Raw genomic sequence first — 20,395 nt, forward strand, 5'->3', positions numbered from 1 at the left:
TGCAGGGGGGACCCTGTGGGAGAGTAGGACGCCGCCGAACTATTTTTGAAGAAAAGCCCGGACCGGGATACGGTCCGGGCTTTTCTGCGTTTAGGGGCCCGCACGCCATGCCCCTTTCCTCAGAGGCGGCCGGCGGATTTGAGGGACAGGTAGGCGTCCGCCAGGGCTGGAGCCAATTCGGATGGGGTGGCGTCCACGACGGTGACGCCGTGGCGTGTGAGTTGTTCGGCTGTGCGGAGACGATCTGCCTTTGCCTGGGCTGCTGACGCGGCGTCGTAAATGGCTTCCGTGGTGCCCCGGGCCGAGGCCATCGATTCGATTTTCGGGTCGGCCACCGATGCCACGACGACTGTGTGGCGTTTCGTGAGGCGTGCCAGTACGGGGAGGAGGCCCTCTTCGATGGGGGCGGCGTCCAGGGACGTGAGAAGGACGATGAGGGAACGGCGGTGCGCTGTGTGCAGGGCTGTTGCCGTGAGGCCTCGGGCGTCCGTTTCGATCAGTTCTGGTTCCAGCGGGGCCATGGCGTTGACCAGGGCCGGGAGGACGTCGCCCGCGGTGCGGCCCTGGACGAGGGCGCGGGTTCGGCGGTCGTAGGCCAGCAGGTCCACGCGGTCGCCGGCTCGGGATGCCAGGGCGCCCAGGAGGAGCGCGGCGTCCATGGAGGCGTCGAGGCGCGGGGCGTCTCCGACTCGGCCCGCGGAGGTGCGGCCGGTGTCGAGGACCAGGAGGATGTGGCGGTCGCGTTCCGGGCGCCAGGTGCGGACGGCCACCGAGGAGTGGCGGGCCGTTGCGCGCCAGTCGATGGAGCGGGTGTCGTCTCCGGGAACGTACTCGCGGAGGCTGTCGAATTCCGTGCCCGCGCCTCTGGTCAACACGCTGGTGCGGCCGTCGAGTTCGCGGAGGCGGGCCAGCTTGGAGGGGAGGTGCTTGCGGCTGTGGAAGGGCGGCAGGACGCGGACCGTCCAGGGGACCCTGTGCGTGCCTTGGCGCGTGAAGAGGCCGAGGGGGCCTCGGGAGCTGACCGTGACGCGGTCCGCCATGCGGTCGCCGCGGCGAGTGGGCTGCAGGCGTGTGGTGACGCGACGCCTCTCGCCTGCGGGGATGTCCACGCGGTGGCGGGACGAGTCGTACTCCATGCCGGCCTGCCAGCTGCTCGGTGGCCAGGCGTCACGGATCCTCGCGCGCAGGGGGCGGCGCGAGGGGTTGGTGATCGTGAGGGTGACGTCGGCCGGGTCCCCGAGCCGTACGGATGTGTCGCCGGAGCGGGTCAGGCGCAGGCGGCGTACGGGGGCGGCCAGGGCGAAGTCGCAGGCGCAGGCCAGGGCCAGCGGGGTGTTGACGGCCAGGATGCCGGTCCAGCTGGGCTCCCAGATGCCGACTGGGAGGGAGCCCAGGGCCGCGAGAAGGGCCGTACGTCCGGTCAGAGCCATTGGTGTGTCGTCCTCCGTCTCCGTTGTGCGCCGGGTCAGCGGGGGACGGGGACGTGGGTCAGGAGCGCGTTGATGACCGAGTCCGCCGTCACGCCCTCCATCTCGGCCTCCGGGCGCAGTTGGATGCGGTGGCGGAGGGTGGGCAGGGCGAGGGCTTTGACGTCGTCGGGGGTGACGTAGTCGCGGCCGGTCAGCCAGGCCCAGGCGCGGGCCGTGGCGAGAAGGGCAGTGGCTCCTCGCGGGGAGACGCCGAGGGTGAGCGACGGGGATTCGCGGGTCGCGCGGCAGATGTCGACCACGTAGGCCGTGATTTCGGGGGAGACCGTTGTTTTGGCGACGGCCGTGCGGGCGGTTTCGAGGTCGGCTGCCGTAGCCACCGGGCGGATGCCCGCCGCCTGCAGGTCGCGGGGGTTGAAACCGGAGGCGTGGCGGGTCAGGACGTCGATCTCGTCCTGGCGGGTGGGCAGCGGGACGTTCAACTTGAGGAGGAAGCGGTCCAGTTGAGCCTCGGGGAGAGGGTAGGTGCCCTCGTACTCGACCGGGTTCTGGGTCGCGACCACCATGAACGGATCGGGGAGCGGGCGTGCCGTGCCGTCGACCGTGACCTGGCGCTCCTCCATCGCTTCGAGGAGGGAGGACTGGGTCTTGGGCGGCGTGCGGTTGATCTCGTCGGCGAGGACGAGGTTGGTGAAGACGGGGCCCGGCTGGAAGGAGAAGCGGGCGGTGTTCGTGTCGTAGACGAGTGAGCCCGTGACGTCGCTGGGCATCAGGTCCGGGGTGAACTGGACGCGCTTCGTGTCGAGTTCGAGGGACGAGGCGAGGGCCCGCACGAGGAGGGTCTTGGCGACGCCGGGCACGCCTTCGAGGAGGACGTGGCCGCGGCAGAGCAGGGCCACGACCAGGCCCGTGACGGTGGGGTCCTGGCCGACGACGGCCTTGGCGATCTCGGTGCGCAGGGCCTCCAAAGACGCCCTTGAGCTGCGGGGATCCGTGGTGGGCCCGGCGTTGTCAGTGGTCGGGTCCATCATGGGTTCCGTACCTCACTTTCGAGGGCGTCGAGGTGGTCGGCGAGTGCGATGAGTGCTGCGTCGGTCGCGGGTGGCGGGCCGAAGAGGAGGGTGCGTGGGTCCCGGGCGGGCGTGGGGAGTTGGCGTGCCAGGGCCGGGAGGAAGGTCTCGGGCGCGTGGGCCTGGGAGACGGGGATGCCGATGAGGGGGGCCAGGCGCGTGCGGGTGGAGATACGCAGAGCTGTGGCGGCGCGGTCGCGGGCGTTCGCCTTGCGGTAGAGGCGGGCGCGGCCTTCGACGGTTTCGGAGGCGCGGATCGCGACGGGCAGGCGTTCCTGGACCAGGGGGCCGAGGCGGCGTGCGCGCCACAGTGCGGCCAGTGCTGCCGCGATGAAGAGCTGAAGGGTGCCCCAGAGCCAGCCCTTGGGGATCAGGTCGACGAAGCTGCGGTCGTTCTGTGCGTCGCCGGCCGCCGAGTCGTCGGAGAGGGAGGGGAGGTACCAGACCAGATGAGGGCGCGAACCGAGGAGTTGAAGGGCGAGCGAGGCGTTGCCCTGTTCGTCGAGGCGGTCGTTGAGAAGGATGTCGGGGGCACCGAGGACGAGCGTGTCGCCTGTGCCTGCGGGGGACGGCAGGCGCAGGAGCGTGGGGGAGCCGTGGCTCGGGTAGCAGGAGTCGGCGCCGGTGAGCGTCGTGCCATAGCGGTGGCCGCCGGTGTTCGCGGGGCCGGCGCGGCGGGCCTCGGGGAGCGCGCAGCCGGGGGCGAGGGGCGTGTCGGCGGCGGGCTCGGGGTCGGCGGTGACGCCCGGGGCCAGCGTCTCGACCGCGGCGGCGCCGGGGGCGACGAGGACCGTGCGGCCCCCGGAGTCGGCGGTGGCGGCCCGGAGCTGGGACTGCTGACGGGCTGTGAGGCGGTCGGGCGTGGCGACCAGGAGGGTCGTGTCGGGGTCCGCCGCCGCGCGGGCCTCGGCGGTCGTGGTGACCACGCGTGTGTCGACGCCTCGGTCGGCGAGGAGTTCCGCGACGGCGCGGCTGCCGCGCTGGTCGGCGGAGCGCGGGTCGAGGGCGCCGTGCTGGTCGCCGGAGCGGACGACCGCGAGGACCACGGCCGCGACGAGGAGGAAGACCAGGGCCAGGGCGATGCCGCGGGTGCGGGTCCAGATCTGGCGGGCGGTGGGCGTGATGGAGGTGGTGTCGCCGGGGCCGTCCGGGCTGTCGTCGGACGGCGGCGGTGGCGGTGGCGGGGCGAGCGTGGCCGTCGCCGTGGACTGCGGGTGGGTGGCAGGGGCGGGAGTCGGCTGGTCGAGCGGGCGGTCACCGGTGTGCGCGGTGGGCTGCGTCGGGTGCGGCTGGTCGGACGGCGGGTCGCCTTGGGCGCGCGCCGGGTTCGGGGTGCCGGGGTCGGTCGGTTCGGTCACCGGGCGGCTCCCGCGGCGGCGGTGAGGTCGGGGGTGGTGCGCTCCACCTCGGTGTCCAGGGCGGACAGCCGTTCGTACGTCTGCGGGGTCGCGGTGCGGCCGCCGTACGCGATGTCGTCGAAGTCGCGGGCGGCCGCGCTGAGGCGGTCCGCGTGCTGGGGTAGCGGGCGGGCGGCTTCGGCGGCCGCCTCGTCGGCGGTGCGGCCGGGGCGCGGGTCGAGGAGGGCGCGTTCCTCGAGGGAGCGGACCAGGGCGCGCATCCGTTCCTGGACGGCCTGGTTCCAGTGGCCCTGGGCGGCGTGCGCCGCGGCGGCCGAGCGGTGTTCGGCGGCGCTGCGCGGGCGGTCGTCGAAGAGCGCGGGCGAGGTGCTGGGGGAGCGGCGCGGCGTGCCGAGGCGCCACCACAGGGCGGCCGCCACGGCGACGACGGCGAGCAGGATCACCAGCAGGCCGACGGTGCCGCCGGGGGCGGCGCCGGCCGCGGCGGAGAAGAGCTCGTCGATCCAGTCCCAGAACTTGTTCAGGGCGCGCATGAACCAGTTCGGGTCGTCCTGGTGGTACGCGGGCTTGGACAGCTCGCGCTTCGCCGCTTCCCGCGCCGGGTCGCGCGGGATCCTCACCGGCGGCTCGTCGCCGCCGGTGAGGACCGACGAGATCGTCGTGTGGAGCACTCCCCCAAGTGCGCTCACCCCATCAACTCCCCGGAGTGGCGCCGGAGGCGGACCCGTAGTCGTGCAGGCCCGCGGCGCGGGCGAGTTCGAGGTCGAGGGCCTCGCGGCGGATGCGCTGGTCGATGTAGAGGAGCACGGCGACGCCGGCCGTGATCGGGAACGTGATGGTGGAGCCGACGACCGAACCGATGCCCGTGATGATGAGGAAGGCCCAGCCGAAGTTCCCGCCGCCTTCCAGCAGGCCGGAGAAGCCGTCCCCGCTGACCGCCCCCGCGATGGCGGTGAACGGGAAGAGGATGATCTCCGAGACGATCGCGGCGATCAGGGACGCCAGGATCGTGATGCCGAAGACCCGCCACCAGGAGCCGCGGACGAGCTTGGTGGAGCGGCCCATGGCCTTGCGGACCGTCTGCTTCTCCAGCATCAGCGCGGGCGAGGCCAGCGACAGGCGGACCATCAGCCAGATCGTCACGACGAGCCCCGCGAGGCCGCCGACGACGCCGAGCGCGATGCCGCCCTCGGACGAGCCGAGCACGCCGACCAGGATGCCGGGCGCGACGCTCACGAGCATGATGGCGGCGGCGATCAGCGGAAGCAGCAGCGTCAGGCCGAGCAGCCGGAGGATCTGCGGCCGGGCGTCGCGCCAGGCCTCTCCTATGGTGACGGGCCGGCCGAGCACGGCGCGGCTGGTGACCGTCGTCAGCAGGGCCGTCGCGACGATCGTGCCGAGCAGTGTGACGACGGCGACGAGCGCGGAGCCGATCAGGAGCGAGCCCAGGGCGCTGAAGATCTCGCGCGGGGTCGCGTCGGGGTTGTCGAGGGCCGTGGTGGTCGCCACGTCGTTGAGGACGAGACCCTGGAGGAGGACCGCCAGGAGCTGCGTGACCACGGCGACCGTCAGCGAGATGCCGAGGACGGTGCGCCAGTAGGTCCGCATCGTCGACACCGCGCCGTCGAGGATCTCGCCGACGCCGAGCGGGCGCAGCGGGATGACGCCGGGCTTGGCGGCCGGGGGCTTGGCCTGCCAGCCGCCGCCCCAGCCGGGGTAGCCGCCGCCTCCGGGGCCGCCCGGCCCCTGGCCGCCGCCCTGGCTGCCCCAGCCTTGACCGCCCCAGCCCTGGCCGCCCTGACCCTGGCCGGGAGCCGGCGGGGGCGGGGGAGGGGGCTGGGCGGGGCCGGAGGGGGCGGACCACTGGGCGGGTGGCGGCTGCTCCTTGGACCACTTCGGGCCCTGGCCTGCGGCGTCCTGCGGCGGGGTGTCCTGCGGACCGCTGCCCTGTGCGCCGCTGTTCTGCTCGGGGCCGCCGTCCTTGCGGTTGCCGTCCGGGCCGTCGGAGGGGGCAGATCCGGGCGATGCCCAGCCCGGAGTGTCGTTCATCGTCGCTCCTTCAAAGTGCCCGTCCGCGGTCGCGGCAGCAGGTTGGCTGCCATCGTGCCATGGGGCGGGCGCCGGATGACCTGGCCCCGGGAGGGCTGCATGCCTTCAATTGTCGGGGCGGTACGGGGCAGACTGGGCGGATGGCTGATCAGTACGCGCAATCCGGCGAGGACATACGGCCCATCGGCGGCACCCGGCCCGAGGCCGTCGATATCCCGGCGATCCGGTGGGAGGAGCCGGCGGAGGGGCCCGTTCTGGTGCTGCTCGACCAGACGCGGCTGCCCGCGGAAGAGGTCGAGCTGGTGTGCACGGATCCGCAGGCCCTGGTGCAGGCGATCCGTTCCCTGGCCGTGCGCGGCGCGCCGCTGCTCGGGATCGCGGGGGCGTACGGGGTGGCCCTCGCGGCTGCCCGCGGCTTCGACGTCGAGGAGGCGGCAGGGGCGCTGGCCGACGCGCGGCCCACCGCGGTCAATCTGGCGTCCGGGGTGCGCAGGGCGCAGGAGGCGTACCGGTCCGCGCTCGGGAGTGCGGGGGGTGACGGGCAGCAGGCGCGGGAGCGGGCCGCCGCGGCGGCGCTCTCCTCGGCGCGGGCGTTGCACGCGGAGGACGCCGAGGCCAGCACCAGGATGGCCGGGCACGGTCTGCGGCTCCTGGACGAGCTGGTGCCCGGTGGCAATCACCGCATCCTGACGCACTGCAACACCGGGGCGCTGGTCTCCGGCGGCGAGGGCACGGCCTTCGCGGTCGCGCTCGCCGCGCATCGGGCGGGGCGGCTGCGCCGGCTGTGGGTGGACGAGACGCGTCCGCTGCTGCAGGGAGCTCGGCTGACCGCGTACGAGGCCGCGCGCAACGGGATGGCGTACACATTGCTCACGGACAACGCGGCGGGGTCGCTGTTCGCCGCGGGTGAGGTGGATGCCGTGCTGATCGGTGCGGACCGGATCGCGGCCGACGGTTCGGTGGCCAACAAGGTGGGGAGCTATCCGCTCGCGGTACTGGCGCGATATCACCATGTGCCGTTCATCGTGGTCGCGCCGGTGACGACGATCGACCCGGAGACCGCGGACGGGGCTTCCATCGAGGTGGAGCAGCGGGCCGGGCATGAGGTGACGGAGGTCACGGCGCCGCGGGCGCCGCTGGCCGGAGTGGAGGCAGGTGGCGGGATTCCGGTGGCACCACTGGGGACGCAGGCGTACAACCCCGCGTTCGACGTGACGCCACCGGACTTGGTGACGGCGATCGTCACGGAGTGGGGCGTTGTGTCGCCTGTGACACAAGATGGCCTGGGTGAACTGTGTGCCAGTTCACTCCAGGCAACGATGAGCTAATGGGATGATGTGGTCCATGAAGGGACGAGTCCTTGTCGTCGACGACGACACCGCACTGGCCGAGATGCTCGGCATTGTGCTGCGTGGTGAAGGTTTTGAGCCGTCGTTCGTAGCTGACGGCGACAAGGCGCTGGCCGCTTTCCGTGAGACCAAGCCCGATCTGGTGCTGCTCGATCTGATGCTGCCGGGCCGGGACGGTATCGAGGTGTGCCGCCTGATCAGGGCGGAGTCCGGGGTGCCGATCGTGATGCTCACGGCGAAGAGCGACACCGTGGATGTGGTGGTGGGCCTCGAATCGGGGGCCGACGACTACATCGTGAAGCCGTTCAAGCCGAAGGAGCTGGTCGCCCGGATCCGGGCGCGGCTGCGGAGGTCGGAGGAGCCCGCGCCCGAGCAGCTCGCCATCGGTGACCTGGTCATCGATGTGGCGGGGCATTCGGTGAAGCGGGACGGGCAGCCGATCGCGCTGACGCCGCTCGAGTTCGATCTGCTGGTCGCGCTCGCGCGCAAGCCCTGGCAGGTGTTCACGCGTGAGGTGCTCCTCGAGCAGGTCTGGGGCTACCGGCACGCGGCGGACACGCGCCTGGTCAATGTGCATGTGCAGCGGCTGCGCTCCAAGGTCGAGAAGGACCCGGAGCGGCCGGAGATCGTGGTGACCGTCCGAGGCGTCGGTTACAAGGCAGGACCGAGCTGACGTGTCCCGAAACAGTGCCGCTTCGGCGCCCGGGGCCCCGGGGTCCCGCCCGGAGCGGCCTGTGGGACCCGCGGCGGGGCCTGCCGCCGCTCGCGGCTCACGGCTGCGCCGCACCGTCGACGGGAGCCTGCTGCTCCAGGGCGGGATGAAGGGCAGCCCCGTGCTGCGCCTGTTCGCGCGCTGGGTGCGGCGTCCGCTGCTGCCCGCGATGCGGCTGTGGCGGCGGAACATCCAGCTGAAGGTCGTCGTCACGACGCTGCTGATGTCGCTCGGTGTCGTGCTGCTGCTCGGCATCGTCGTCATCGGCTCGGTGCGCAACGGACTGCTCGACGCCAAGGCGAAAGCCTCGCAGAGCCAGGCCGAGGGCGGCTTCCGCGCGGCCAAGGACAAGGCGGACTCCGCGGCGGCAGGCGTACGGGACGGCGCGTCGGGCGACAGCCGCACGACGTTGACGCCCAACAACTGGATGAGCGAACTCGTCACGCAGCTCGCCAGTGGCGGCAAGGGCGCGTTCGACGTGGTGATCCTGGGTTCGAGCGACACCGACACCGGTAACGGGCTGGCGCCGCGCGGCTCCGGCCTGGTGGACCCGAACCGCAGTGTGCCCGACGACCTGCGTGGGCAGGTCGACCAGATCGCCGGCGCCTCACAGCAGTACACGAAGATCGTTTATGACGGCGGCGAGGACCCGCAGCCGGGGCTCGTCGTCGGCAAGCGGCTCAACGACCCGCAGGGGCACGCCTACCAGCTGTACTACCTCTTCCCGCTGACGCAGGAGGAGAAGTCCCTCGGGCTGGTGAAGGGCACGCTCGCGACCGCGGGGCTTTTCGTCGTGGTGCTGCTCGGGGCCATCGCCTGGCTCGTCGTGCGGCAGGTCGTCACGCCGGTGCGGATGGCGGCGGGGGTCGCCGAGCGGCTCTCCGCGGGCCGCCTCCAGGAGCGGATGAAGGTCACCGGCGAGGACGACATCGCGCGCCTGGGCGAGGCCTTCAACAAGATGGCGCAGAACCTGTATCTGAAGATCCAGCAGCTCGAGGACCTGTCGCGGATGCAGCGGCGGTTCGTCTCGGACGTGAGCCATGAGCTGCGTACGCCGCTGACGACGGTACGCATGGCCGCCGATGTCATCCATGAGGCGCGCGTCGACTTCGATCCGGTGACGGCGCGGTCCGCGGAGCTGCTGGCCGACCAGCTCGACCGGTTCGAGTCGCTGCTGGCCGACCTGCTGGAGATCAGCCGGTTCGACGCAGGGGCCGCCGCGCTGGAGGCCGAGCCGATAGACCTGCGCGAGGTTGTACGCCGGGTGGTGGGCGGCGCCGAGCCGCTCGCCGAGCGCAAGGGCACACACATCCTGGTCGTCGGCGACGACCAGCCGGTGGTCGCCGAGGCCGACGCGCGGCGTGTGGAGCGCGTGCTGCGCAACCTGGTGGTGAACGCCGTGGAGCACGGCGACGGCCGGGACGTCGTGGTGCGGCTCGCCGCGGCGGGCGGCGCGGTCGCCGTCGCGGTGCGCGACTACGGAGTGGGGCTCAAGCCCGGCGAGGCGACGCGCGTGTTCAGCCGCTTCTGGCGGGCCGACCCGGCACGCGCGCGTACCACGGGTGGTACGGGCCTTGGGCTTTCGATCGCCCTGGAGGACGCGCGGCTGCACGGTGGGTGGCTGCAGGCGTGGGGCGAGCCGGGCGGCGGTTCGCAGTTCCGGCTGACGTTGCCGAGGACCGTGGACGAGGCGCTGCGCGGTTCGCCGATACCGCTGGAGCCGGAGGACTCGCGGCGCAACCGGGGACTCGGTGAGGCCGGGCTTCCGGGCGCCGACGGCAAGAAGCTCGCCACGGTGCCGGCGCAGACGCCGTCCGTGGCGGCCCAGACGCCGCTCGCCCCGCGCCACGCGCAGGCGGCGGTGTCCGCCGACCCCACGGCGCTGCCCGGCAGCGGCGCGCGCGTGGTGGCGCGTGGCGGGGCGGCGAACACCGCGGAGCGCGGTGACCGGGAGGACCACGGGCATCGGGACGAGCGTCAGGGCGAGCGGCCGGACGCGGCGGACGAGACGGACGACGCGTCGGCGGAGCCCGCGCAGGCGCGTACCGGGCGGACGACGGCGACGTCGCGTGGTGAGGGGAGCGACGGCAGTCGTGGATGAGCAGCGGGTGCCGCGCCAGCGGCGCGGGATGCGGGCCGGCATGCTGGCCGGGTGCGGCGCGCTCGTGCTCGCCGGATGCGCGTCGATGCCGGACAACGGAGGCCTCGAATCGGTCGAGGCCTCGCAGCGGCCGGACTCGCAGGTGCGCGTCTTCGCCCTGCCGCCGAAGGACGACGTCGGGCCCTCCGCCATCGTCGACGGCTTCCTCGAGGCGCTGACCAGTGACGACCCTTCGTACACGATGGCGCGCAAGTACCTCACCCCGAAGGCCGCGAAGAACTGGTCGCCCGAGCAGCGGACCGTCGTGCTCGACGAGGGGCCCAGCAGGAGCCAGACGGACCGGCCGAACTCGGGGAACGAGGGCCGTTCCTACCAGTTGACCGGCCACCAGATCGCCACGGTCGACCAGCGGCAGGCCTACCAGCCGGGGAACACGTCGTACCAGGGCAATCTGCACCTGACGCAGGTGAACACCGCCAAGGGCAAGCAGTGGCGGATCGACTCCCTCCCGAAGGGGGTCGTTCTCGGCGAGTCCGACTTCCAGCGGATCTACAGCTCCGTCAACAAGTACTACTACGCGGTGGATTCGACGTCGGCCGGTGAGGCCGGGCAGCGGCGCCTGGTCGCGGACCCCGTCTTCGTACGGCAGTGGACCGACCCGTTGACGGAGACCGTCAAGGAGCTGTTGCAGGGGCCGACGCGCTGGCTGAATCCGGTGGTGCGGACGGCGTTCCCCTCGCACGCGGCGCTGCGGAAGGGCACCGATTCGCTGGCGCCCGACGACGCGAACAAGCTGACGGTGCCGCTGAACGAAGCGGGCAGCAGGGCAGGTCAGGCCAAGTGCAAGGAGATGGCGGCCCAACTGCTGTTCTCGTTGCGGGACCTGTCGTCGTCGAGCGTGAACGAGGTGGAACTGAAGCGTTCCGACGGCCGGTTCATGTGCGCGATGACCGAGGACGGGGCGGACGCCCTCGCGGCGCCGCGCTCCACCGGGCGCGTCCCGGACCAGTACTTCCTCGACGCCAAGGGCCGCTTGGTGCGGATGCCGGGCAAGAGCAGGTCCGACAAGAGCCCCGAGCGGGTGCCGGGGCCGCTGGGCGAGGGCGAGCAGGTGCTGCGTTCCGTGGCGGTCTCGCGCGACCAGGAGCGCGCGGCGGGCGTCTCGAACGACGGGCGCTCGCTGTACGTGGCGTCGCTGATCTCCGGTGCCTCGCTGGGCGACCCGGTCGCGCGCAGCCACGCGAAGGCGGAGAAGGACGGCTTCACGACGCCCAGTTGGGACGGGAACGGCGACCTGTGGGTGGCCGACCGCGACCCGAAGCACCGGCGGCTGCTGATGTTCGGTCAGGGGCAGGCGGACAAGGTTCAGAAGGTCCGGGTCGAGGGGCTCGGTGACGACGCCACCATCGAGACGGTGAAGGCGTCCGCCGACGGGGCGCGCATCGGGCTTCTCGTGGCGGAGAAGGACACCACGTCGCTGTGGATCGGGCGCGTCGAGCGGCATGCCGACGCGCACGGTGACACGGAGGTCTCGGTGACCGAACTGCGCCGGGCCGCGCCGCGGATGGAAGAGGTCACGGCCGTGTCGTGGGCGGGCGACAGCAGGCTCGTCGTCGTCGGCCGGGAGCCCGGCGGGCTGCAGCAGACGCAGTACGTGCTGAGCGACGGGTCGACGCCGACCGGGCAGGCGCTGCCGGGGCTGACGCGGGTCAGCGAGATCGCGGCGTCGGACAACGACGAGCTGCCGCTGCTCGCGCACTCCGACGACGGGATCGTCCGGCTGCCCTCCGGAGCGGCGTGGCAGTCGGTGCTGAAGGACGGGACGGCTCCGGTCTATCCGGGATAGCCGTATCCGGGACAGGCGGCGCGTCCCGGCGGCTCGGGGCGTCCCCCGGTGTCACCCGAACGAGCTCAACCGCTGGTCACAACCGTCGAGTTGTCCACAGAGCGTTGTCCACAGGGCTGGTGGGGCGGCCCGCGGATCGGCACAGTGGTGGGTATGCGGGGGTGGTGGCAGGACCTCTCCGATCTGGTGCTGCCGGCCGAGTGTGCCGGCTGCGGCAGGTCTCGTACGGCGCTGTGCGCGCGGTGCTCGGCGGCGCTGCGCGGCGCCGGGCCGGGCCGGGTGCGACCGCGACCGGCTCCGCCGGGGCTGCCGGTCGTGTTCGGCGCAGCCCCGTACCGGAACGCGGTGCGGGCCGTGCTCCTCGCCCACAAGGAGCGCGGCGCGCTCGGCCTCGCCCGGCCGCTGGGCGTGGCGCTGGCCGGGGCCGTGCGGGCCGGGCTCGTGGACGGTGGTGCCGGTGGGGGCGGCGTGCGCGAACGGGCTTCTGATGGCCCTCTGGGCCCCGTGACGCTCGTCCCTGTGCCCTCCGCGGCGCGGGCCGTGCGGGCGCGCGGGCACGATCCGACGCGGCGGATCGCGTACGCGGCGGCGGCCGAGCTGCGTCGTGCGGGCGTCGCGGCGCGGGTGCTCGCGGTGCTGCGGCAGCGGCGTGCGGTGGCCGACCAGTCGGGTCTGGACGCCGGGCAGCGGCTGGTGAATGTGACGGGCGCGCTCGAGGTGGTGGGCGGTGGCGGCGGGTTGCTCACCGGAATTGGCCGGATCGTGCTGGTCGACGACCTGATCACGACGGGCGCTTCTTTGGCGGAGGCGGCACGCGCAATAGCGGCCGCGACCGGTTCCGGGAAGATCGAGAGGGAAGGCAGGGCGGAACGCGACCGCTCCGAGGTGGATCCGGGAATGCGGAACGCGGTCGGCGAGATCATGTTCCGGGCGGCTGTCGTGGCCGCGTCTCCGGATTCCTTCGAAATAAACCGGAACTAGCGGGGAATCTGCATCGTTGCAGGTAGAGACAGGGTTCGTTCGCTCGGTTGGAGGTACGTGTCAGTAGAGGGTGCCGACAACCGTCCGGGCGAGATATGTTCGGTTGTGAGGAACTCGGCAGGAAAGGCGGCCGCCACCCCTCGCCATTGGATTGCCCTGTCAGGACATTGCACAGGCATTTTCGCAATCACCCGGCATGGTGGGGTGTAGATCTTGTCCACGGGGGAGGAGGAGGTGGAAGTCACCGAGTCCGAGACTTCGGAAGTGGCCGGAGTCTGGTGCAAGAGGGAGATGCTCCGCCCAAGGAGCGGAGCTATCCGGGAACGGAGTTCTGCGTGGACATCGTCGTCAAGGGCCGCAAGACCGAGGTACCAGAGCGGTTCCGTAAGCACGTGGCCGAGAAGCTGAAGCTGGACAAGATCCAGAAGCTCGACGGCAAGGTGATCAGTCTCGATGTCGAGGTGTCCAAGGAGCCGAACCCCCGGCAGGCGGACCGTTGCGAGCGCGTGGAGATCACGCTGCGTACGCGTGGCCCGGTGATCAGGGCGGAAGCCGCCGCCAGCGACCCGTACGCGGCGCTGGACCTGGCCACGGACAAGCTCGACGCGCGCCTGCGCAAGCAGCACGACAAGCGGTCGTCGCGGCGCGGGAAGCGGATCTCGGCGGCGGAGGTCGCCGAGCACGTCCCGGACGCCGCCCTGCTGAACGGGGACGGCACGATCGCCAGGGCCGAGGAGGCCGAGCCCGACGGCGTACCGACCACCAAGATGGGCTCGCTCGAGGTCAAGGGCGAGGGCCCGCTCGTCGTCCGTGAGAAGACCCACGTGGCGGCACCCATGACGCTCGACCAGGCGCTCTACGAGATGGAGCTGGTCGGGCACGACTTCTATCTGTTCGTCGACTCCGAGACCAAGGAACCGAGCGTCGTCTACCGGCGGCACGCCTACGACTACGGCGTCATCCACCTCAGCACCGACCCCATGGTCTCCCAGGTCAGGGGAGCCGACGGGGGCGACGCCATCGGCGGCTGACCACAACTGACACCCACTCATCGGGTGCCCCTGGGGTGCGTGTGCGCCCCCAGGGGCACCCTTGTGCGACCCCCGTGTGCACCGCACGGCCATCGCGCCGAGGCCGCGGCATGAAATCATGGCCGGGCCGGGTCAACCGGCGTGCTGGTGCCTCGGGTTGGCGCGGCACAGGAAAGACGGGCCGCGGCCTTCAGGGGGAGGAACGATGGCGGACAGCTTCGGACTGATGCGGGGCGAGGACGCCGGTGCCGGCGAGGACGGCGCCGACATGGGGCCGGACGCCTCCTCGCGCGAGGAGCCCATCCGGGTGCTTGTGGTGGACGACCATGCCCTGTTCCGGCGCGGCCTTGAGATCGTCCTCAAGGCCGAGGAGGACATCCAGGTCGTCGGTGAGGCGGGTGACGGGGCGGAGGCCGTGGACAAGGCGGCCGATCTGCTGCCGGACATCATCCTCATGGACGTGCGGATGCCCAAGAGAGGCGGCATCGAGGCGTGCACCTCCATCAAGGAGGTGGCGCCCAGCGCCAAGATCATCATGCTGACCATCAGCGATGAGGAAGCCGATCTCTACGACGCGATCAAGGCGGGCGCGACGGGGTATCTGCTGAAGGAGATCTCGACCGACGAGGTCGCGACGGCGATTCGCGCCGTGGCCGACGGGCAGTCGCAGATCAGCCCGTCCATGGCGTCGAAGTTGCTCACCGAGTTCAAGTCGATGATCCAGCGCACGGACGAGCGCCGGCTCGTGCCCGCGCCCCGGCTGACCGACCGGGAGCTCGAGGTGCTCAAGCTGGTGGCCACGGGCATGAACAACCGGGACATCGCCAAGGAGTTGTTCATCTCCGAGAACACCGTGAAGAACCATGTGCGCAACATCCTGGAGAAGCTGCAGTTGCACTCCAGGATGGAGGCCGTGGTGTACGCGATGCGGGAGAAGATTCTGGAGATCCGGTAGGGCGGGGCCCCGGGGCCGGGGCTGCTAGCGGAGGGCTTCGATCAGGGACTTCTTCAGGGGGGCCGACTCCATGTGCTCCACTCGCACGCTGTCGCAGCCGACCCAGCTCGCCGCTTCGAGGAGCGCCGCCGCCACCGCCGGTACGGCCTTCGGGCCGTCCAGGGAGACCTGCTTGGCGACCAGCGTGCTGCCCGCGCGCGCGGGGTCGACGCGGCCCACCAGGTGGCCGCCGGACAGCACCGGCATCGCGAAGTAGCCGTGGATCCGCTTCGGCTTGGGGACGTAGGCCTCCAGGCGGTGCGTGAAGCCGAAGATCCGCTCCGTGCGGGCCCGCTCCCAGATCAGGGAGTCGAAGGGCGACAGGAGTGTCGTGCGGTGGCGGCCGCGCGGGGTCGATTCCAGGGCTGCCGGGTCGGCCCAGGCCGGCTTGCCGCCCCAGCCCTCTACGGTGACGGGGACGAGGCCGGTGTCCTCGATCACCGCGTCGAACTGCTCGCTCTTCAGGCGGTGGTAGTCCGCGATGTCCGAGCGGGTGCCGACGCCGAGGGCCTCGCCGGCCTGGCGGACCAGGCGGCGTACGCACTCGGTGTCGTCGAGGTCGTCGTGCAGGAGGTCGGACGGGATCGCGCGCTCCGCCAGGTCGTAGATCCGCTTCCAGCCGCGGCGCTCCACGCACACCACCTCGCCGTACATCAGCGCGCGCTCGACGGCGATCTTCGACTCGGACCAGTCCCACCACTCGCCCTTGTTCTTCGCGCCGCCCAGTTCCGTGGCGGTGAGGGGGCCCTCCGCGCGGAGTTGCTTGATCACCTGCTCGTACGCGCCGTCGGGGAGGTGGTGGTGCCAGTGGGGGCGGGCGCGGTAGGCGCGGCGGCGGAAGGCGAAGTGCGGCCACTCCTCGATGGGGAGGACACAGGCGGCGTGCGACCAGTATTCGAAGGCGTGGGGGGTGGGGGACGGGGGCGTGCCCGCGCCCGCGCCTGTGCGTGTGCCTGTGCTCGTACTCGTGCCTGTGCCTGTGCCTGTGCTTGTGCCCGGGGTCCAGTACGCCGATTCGACCTTGGTCCGGGGGACCGCGCCCAGGCGGGCGTAGGGGATCAGCTCGTGCGAGCGGGCGAGTACGGAGATCGTGTCGAGCTGGACCGCGCCGAGGTGGCGCAGTACGCCGCGGACGCCGGCCCTGCGGTCGGGGGCGCCGAGGAAGCCTTGGGCGCGGAGGGCGGTGCGGCGGGCTTCGGCGGCGGACAGGGTGGCGGTGGGACGCGGCGAGGTCGTCATGGCCGGAACGATAGAGGTCGGGTCTGACAACGGGGTGGGGGCCGGTCGGGGTGTGGGCTGCGGCGGGGTTCTGCGGGCCGTGTCGGGGTGGGCGTCGTGGGTTCGTGTGGGCGGCGTCGGGGTTCTTTGCTGGGGCGTGGCTGGGGCCGCCGTATCCGGTGCGCGGCACCGGGGTGCCGCCTTGCCCACCCTGCCGCCCAAGGCGGCAGATTGCCCAAGGCGGGGGCGGCCGACCGCAACGGGTGGGGAGCCGTGCCGGCGGTGGATTGCCCAAGGCGGGGGCGGCCTCATCGTTGTGGCCGGGGTGCCGGGGTGCCGGGGTGCCGGGGTGCCGGGGTGCCGGGGTGCCGGGGAGCCCGGGGTGCGGGGTGCCGGGGTGCCGGGGAGCCCGGGGAGCCCGGGGGCCGAGGGAGTCGGGGCTGCCGGGGTAGCCGAGGCGGCGGGGTGCGGGGGAGCCGGGGTGCAGAAGTGCGGGGAGTGCCGGGGGTGCCGATCTGCCTGGCGGCGTGGCGCCGTTCGGGGTGTAGCCCCCGGAGGGGGCGGGAGGGTGGGAGATAGGCGGGGGACGTGGCGTGGCGGTGGTGGCGCGCTCAGGTCGGGGACGGGAGGTACGGCAGCGGTGTTCGGAGGCCCAGGTCCGTTGGGAGGAGGGAGGCCAGCCAGCAGTCGCGGAGGACGCCCTTGTTCGGCATCGCGGCGCGGAGGGTGGCCTCCAGGGTGAAGCCCGCGCGTTCCGCCACCGTGAGGGAGCCCACGTTGCCGACCTCCGCGCGCCACTCCAGGCGCGTACAGGAGAGGTCGGTGAACGCCCAGCGGGCCACGCCCAGGACGGCCTCCGTCATATAGCCGCGGCCGCGGAACCGTTTGGCCGTCCAGAAGCCGACCTCCCAGCCACCCGCGCGCGGGTGGTGCAGGGCGACCGCGCCCACCACCGGGCCGGGGTCCTCCGTCCGGATGGCGAAGGTGTACTCGGTGTCACCGCGCCAGCCGTCGACCACGACGCGGTTGATGAAGTACTCGGCATCCACGCGCGCGTACGGCGAGGGAATCGTGGTCCAGCGCTGGATGTCGGGATCCTGGGCCGCGACGTACACCTCGTCGATGTCGGCGGGCACGAACGTGCGCAGCTGCAGGCGGTCGGTGGTCAGCGTCACGGGGTCCATCGCCCGATTCTGCTCGGCACGCGGCAGGGGCGCCATGACTTTTCATGGCCCGTACCGGCACCTTCGCGGCGGCCCGCGCGTTGGACCTGATGGCAGACCTCCCGGCACGGTGGGGTCCTCGCATACGATGGCCGTTGCTCTAGTAGTCCTTTGTAGTTCCCAGTAGTGCCCAGTAATACCTAGAAGTTTTAGAGAAAACCGACCGTGCCAGGCCCGACCGGCAAGGAGACCAACCCCCGTGTCCGTCCTCCAGAAGCTCATGCGTGCAGGCGAAGGCAAGATCCTGCGCAAGCTGCACCGCATCGCGGACCAGGTCAACTCCATCGAAGAGGACTTCGAGAGTCTCTCCGACGCCGAGCTGCGCGCACTCACGGACGAGTACAAGCAGCGGTTGGAGGACGGTGAGACCCTCGACGACCTGCTGCCCGAGGCGTTCGCCACCGTCCGTGAGGCCGCCCGCCGCGTGCTGGGCCAGCGCCCCTACGACGTGCAGCTGATGGGTGGCGCCGCGCTCCACCTCGGCTACGTGGCGGAGATGAAGACCGGTGAGGGCAAGACCCTGGTCGGCACGCTGCCGACGTATCTGAACGCGCTGTCCGGCAAGGGCGTCCACCTGATCACGGTGAACGACTACCTGGCCGAGCGCGACTCCGAGATGATGGGCCGCGTCCACAAGTTCCTCGGCCTGTCCGTCGGCTGCATCCTCGCGAACATGAACCCGGCGCAGCGCCGTGAGATGTACAACTGCGACATCACGTACGGCACGAACAACGAGTTCGGCTTCGACTACCTCCGCGACAACATGGCGTGGTCCCGGGACGAGCTCGTCCAGCGCGGCCACAACTTCGCGGTGGTCGACGAGGTCGACTCCATCCTCGTCGACGAGGCCCGTACGCCGCTGATCATCTCCGGCCCCGCCGACCAGGCCACGAAGTGGTACGGCGACTTCGCCAAGCTCGTCACGCGCCTCAAGAAGGGCGAGGCGGGCAACACGCTGAAGGGCATCGAGGAGACCGGCGACTACGAGGTCGACGAGAAGAAGCGCACCGTGGCCATCCACGAGCCGGGTGTCGCCAAGGTCGAGGACTGGCTCGGGATCGACAACCTCTACGAGTCGGTCAACACGCCGCTCGTGGGTTACCTGAACAACGCGATCAAGGCCAAGGAACTCTTCAAGAAGGACAAGGACTACGTCGTCATCGACGGCGAAGTCATGATCGTCGACGAGCACACCGGCCGTATCCTCGCCGGCCGCCGCTACAACGAGGGCATGCACCAGGCGATCGAGGCGAAGGAAGGGGTCGACATCAAGGATGAGAATCAGACCCTCGCCACGATCACCCTTCAGAACTTCTTCCGGCTCTACGACAAGCTCTCCGGCATGACCGGTACGGCGATGACCGAGGCCGCCGAGTTCCACCAGATCTACAAGCTCGGCGTCGTCCCGATCCCGACGAACAAGCCGATGATCCGTGCGGACCAGGCCGACCTGATCTACCGCACCGAGGTCGCCAAGTTCGACGCGGTGGTCGACGACATCGCCGAGAAGCACGGCAAGGGCCAGCCGATCCTCGTCGGTACGACCTCCGTCGAGAAGTCCGAGTACCTCTCGCAGCAGCTCTCCAAGCGCGGGGTTCAGCACGAAGTGCTGAACGCGAAGCAGCACGACCGTGAGGCGACGATCGTCGCCCAGGCCGGCCGCAAGGGCGCCGTCACGGTCGCGACGAACATGGCCGGCCGAGGCACCGACATCAAGCTCGGCGGCAACCCCGACGACCTCGCCGAGGCCGAGCTGCGCCAGATGGGCCTCGACCCCGTCGAGCACGTCGAGGAGTGGGCAGCGGCGCTGCCCGCCGCCCTGGAGAAGGCCGAGCAGGCGGTCAAGGACGAGTTCGAGGAGGTCAAGGACCTCGGCGGGCTCTACGTCCTCGGTACGGAGCGGCACGAGTCGCGGCGTATCGACAACCAGCTGCGCGGTCGCAGTGGCCGTCAGGGCGACCCCGGCGAGTCCCGCTTCTACCTGTCGCTCGGCGACGACCTCATGCGGCTCTTCAAGGCGCAGATGGTCGAGCGCGTGATGTCGATGGCCAACGTGCCGGACGACGTCCCGATCGAGAACAAGATGGTGACCCGCGCCATCGCCTCCGCCCAGTCGCAGGTCGAGCAGCAGAACTTCGAGACGCGCAAGAACGTCCTGAAGTACGACGAGGTGCTCAACCGGCAGCGCGAGGTCATCTACGGCGAGCGCCGCCGCGTCCTGGAGGGCGAGGACCTGCACGAGCAGGTGCAGCACTTCATGAACGACACGATCGACGCCTACATCGGCGCCGAGACCGCCGAGGGCTTCGCCGAGGAGTGGGACCTCGACCGGCTGTGGGGCGCGTTCAAGCAGCTCTACCCGATCAAGGTCACGGTGGAGGACCTCGAGGACGAGGTCGGCGACCGTGCCGGGCTCACCGCCGAGTTCATCGGCGAGGCCGTCAAGGACGACATCCACGCGCAGTACGAGGCGCGCGAGGAGCAGCTCGGGGCCGACATCATGCGCGAGCTGGAGCGCCGGGTCGTGCTGAGCGTGCTCGACCGCAAGTGGCGCGAGCACCTCTACGAGATGGACTACCTCCAGGAGGGCATCGGCCTGCGCGCCATGGCGCAGAAGGACCCGCTGGTCGAGTACCAGCGCGAGGGCTTCGACATGTTCACCGCCATGATGGAGGGCATCAAGGAGGAGTCCGTCGGCTACCTGTTCAACCTGGAGGTCCAGGTCGAGCAGCAGGTCGAGGAGGTCCCGGTGACGGACGCGGCGCCGGCCGCGAACCTGGAGAAGCAGGACGCGGTGCCCGCGCAGGCCGGTGGCCGTCCGGAGATCCGGGCCAAGGGCCTGGACTCCCCGCAGCGCCCCGACCGCCTGCACTTCCAGGCGCCGAACGCCGAGGGCGGTGTCGACGAGGGCGACTTCGTGACCGAGGGCGGTCCCACGCGCTCGTCGGCGGACGGCCTGACCCGCGCCGAGCGGCGCAAGCAGCAGAAGGGCCGCCGTCGCAAGAAGTGACGTGAGGTGAGGAAAGGGGCCGGGCA

Annotated in this window: 15 protein-coding genes; 8 read left to right on the forward strand and 7 right to left on the reverse strand. The window is 71.4% G+C overall.

From position 1 onward, the window contains the following. Positions 1-119: 119 nt before the first annotated feature. The 5 genes from ACFV9W_RS37980 to ACFV9W_RS38000 all read right to left on the reverse strand — a co-directional run bounded on the left by ACFV9W_RS37980 (position 120) and on the right by ACFV9W_RS38000 (position 5,904). Positions 120-1,430: a DUF58 domain-containing protein gene (locus ACFV9W_RS37980; protein WP_385770475.1), complete on the reverse strand. Its 1,311-nt coding sequence runs from the start codon at positions 1,428-1,430 to the stop codon at positions 120-122. Positions 1,431-1,465: 35 nt separating this feature from the next. Then, positions 1,466-2,455 carry an AAA family ATPase gene (locus ACFV9W_RS37985; RefSeq protein WP_385770477.1) on the reverse strand — a complete coding sequence of 330 codons (990 nt, stop codon included), beginning with the start codon at positions 2,453-2,455 and terminating at the stop codon, positions 1,466-1,468. Beyond that, positions 2,455-3,621, reverse strand: coding sequence for a DUF4350 domain-containing protein (locus ACFV9W_RS37990; RefSeq protein WP_385770512.1), 1,167 nt, complete (start codon positions 3,619-3,621; stop codon positions 2,455-2,457). The genes ACFV9W_RS37985 and ACFV9W_RS37990 overlap by 1 nt, the downstream gene beginning before the upstream one ends. Positions 3,622-3,851: 230 nt before the next feature. Continuing rightward, positions 3,852-4,544, reverse strand: coding sequence for a DUF4129 domain-containing protein (locus ACFV9W_RS37995; RefSeq protein WP_385770479.1), 693 nt, complete (start codon positions 4,542-4,544; stop codon positions 3,852-3,854). A gap of 4 nt (positions 4,545-4,548) precedes the next feature. Beyond that, positions 4,549-5,904, reverse strand: coding sequence for a glycerophosphoryl diester phosphodiesterase membrane domain-containing protein (locus ACFV9W_RS38000; RefSeq protein ID WP_385770481.1), 1,356 nt, complete (start codon positions 5,902-5,904; stop codon positions 4,549-4,551). Between the two features lie 140 nt (positions 5,905-6,044). On the opposite strand from ACFV9W_RS38000, the gene mtnA reads away from it, so the two are divergent. The 7 genes from mtnA (at position 6,045) to ACFV9W_RS38035 (ending at position 14,879) form a co-directional block, all read left to right on the forward strand. Beyond that, positions 6,045-7,232 carry an S-methyl-5-thioribose-1-phosphate isomerase gene (gene mtnA / locus ACFV9W_RS38005; protein WP_385770483.1) on the forward strand — a complete coding sequence of 396 codons (1,188 nt, stop codon included), beginning with the start codon at positions 6,045-6,047 and terminating at the stop codon, positions 7,230-7,232. A 4-nt stretch (positions 7,233-7,236) separates the two neighbouring features. Continuing rightward, positions 7,237-7,926: a two-component system response regulator MtrA gene (gene mtrA / locus ACFV9W_RS38010; protein WP_306324333.1), complete on the forward strand. Its 690-nt coding sequence runs from the start codon at positions 7,237-7,239 to the stop codon at positions 7,924-7,926. A 1-nt stretch (position 7,927) separates the two neighbouring features. Continuing rightward, positions 7,928-10,066 (forward strand): MtrAB system histidine kinase MtrB, encoded by a 2,139-nt coding sequence (gene mtrB / locus ACFV9W_RS38015; RefSeq protein WP_385770486.1) that lies wholly within the window; start codon positions 7,928-7,930, stop codon positions 10,064-10,066. Between the two features lie 28 nt (positions 10,067-10,094). Next, a complete protein-coding gene (locus ACFV9W_RS38020; protein ID WP_385770514.1) occupies positions 10,095-11,912 on the forward strand; it encodes an LpqB family beta-propeller domain-containing protein in 1,818 nt (605 codons plus the stop codon). Positions 11,913-12,065: 153 nt separating this feature from the next. Beyond that, positions 12,066-12,893: a ComF family protein gene (locus ACFV9W_RS38025; RefSeq protein ID WP_385770488.1), complete on the forward strand. Its 828-nt coding sequence runs from the start codon at positions 12,066-12,068 to the stop codon at positions 12,891-12,893. Between the two features lie 335 nt (positions 12,894-13,228). Next, complete coding sequence (gene hpf / locus ACFV9W_RS38030; protein WP_385770490.1) at positions 13,229-13,924, forward strand: ribosome hibernation-promoting factor, HPF/YfiA family; 696 nt, start codon at positions 13,229-13,231, stop codon at positions 13,922-13,924. Positions 13,925-14,129: 205 nt separating this feature from the next. Further along, positions 14,130-14,879, forward strand: a complete 750-nt coding sequence (locus ACFV9W_RS38035) for a response regulator (RefSeq protein WP_385770492.1) — start codon at positions 14,130-14,132, stop codon at positions 14,877-14,879. Positions 14,880-14,903: 24 nt separating this feature from the next. On the opposite strand, the gene ACFV9W_RS38040 is transcribed toward ACFV9W_RS38035, so the two are convergent. Beyond that, positions 14,904-16,157, reverse strand: a complete 1,254-nt coding sequence (locus tag ACFV9W_RS38040) for a winged helix-turn-helix domain-containing protein (RefSeq protein WP_385770494.1) — start codon at positions 16,155-16,157, stop codon at positions 14,904-14,906. Between the two features lie 590 nt (positions 16,158-16,747). Continuing rightward, a complete protein-coding gene (locus tag ACFV9W_RS38045; protein WP_385770496.1) occupies positions 16,748-17,320 on the reverse strand; it encodes a GNAT family N-acetyltransferase in 573 nt (190 codons plus the stop codon). 238 nt (positions 17,321-17,558) lie between these two features. Here ACFV9W_RS38045 and secA point away from each other — a divergent pair, with 238 nt between their 5' ends. After that, a complete protein-coding gene (secA, locus tag ACFV9W_RS38050; RefSeq protein ID WP_385770498.1) occupies positions 17,559-20,369 on the forward strand; it encodes a preprotein translocase subunit SecA in 2,811 nt (936 codons plus the stop codon). The last annotated feature ends 26 nt before the right edge of the window (positions 20,370-20,395 follow it).

Source organism: Streptomyces sp. NPDC059897, assembly GCF_042730865.1.
In the GTDB taxonomy this organism is placed as follows: domain Bacteria; phylum Actinomycetota; class Actinomycetes; order Streptomycetales; family Streptomycetaceae; genus Streptomyces.

Coding starts and splice junctions, on each gene's coding strand:
- ACFV9W_RS37980 (WP_385770475.1), bottom strand. CDS start 1,430: ATGGCTCTGACCGGACGTACGGCCCTTCTCGCGGCCCTGGGCTCCCTC.
- ACFV9W_RS37985 (WP_385770477.1), bottom strand. CDS start 2,455: ATGGACCCGACCACTGACAACGCCGGGCCCACCACGGATCCCCGCAGC.
- ACFV9W_RS38000 (WP_385770481.1), bottom strand. CDS start 5,904: ATGAACGACACTCCGGGCTGGGCATCGCCCGGATCTGCCCCCTCCGAC.
- mtnA (WP_385770483.1), top strand. CDS start 6,045: ATGGCTGATCAGTACGCGCAATCCGGCGAGGACATACGGCCCATCGGC.
- mtrA (WP_306324333.1), top strand. CDS start 7,237: ATGATGTGGTCCATGAAGGGACGAGTCCTTGTCGTCGACGACGACACC.
- ACFV9W_RS38020 (WP_385770514.1), top strand. CDS start 10,095: ATGCGGGCCGGCATGCTGGCCGGGTGCGGCGCGCTCGTGCTCGCCGGA.
- ACFV9W_RS38025 (WP_385770488.1), top strand. CDS start 12,066: ATGCGGGGGTGGTGGCAGGACCTCTCCGATCTGGTGCTGCCGGCCGAG.
- ACFV9W_RS38035 (WP_385770492.1), top strand. CDS start 14,130: ATGGCGGACAGCTTCGGACTGATGCGGGGCGAGGACGCCGGTGCCGGC.
- ACFV9W_RS38040 (WP_385770494.1), bottom strand. CDS start 16,157: ATGACGACCTCGCCGCGTCCCACCGCCACCCTGTCCGCCGCCGAAGCC.
- ACFV9W_RS38045 (WP_385770496.1), bottom strand. CDS start 17,320: ATGGACCCCGTGACGCTGACCACCGACCGCCTGCAGCTGCGCACGTTC.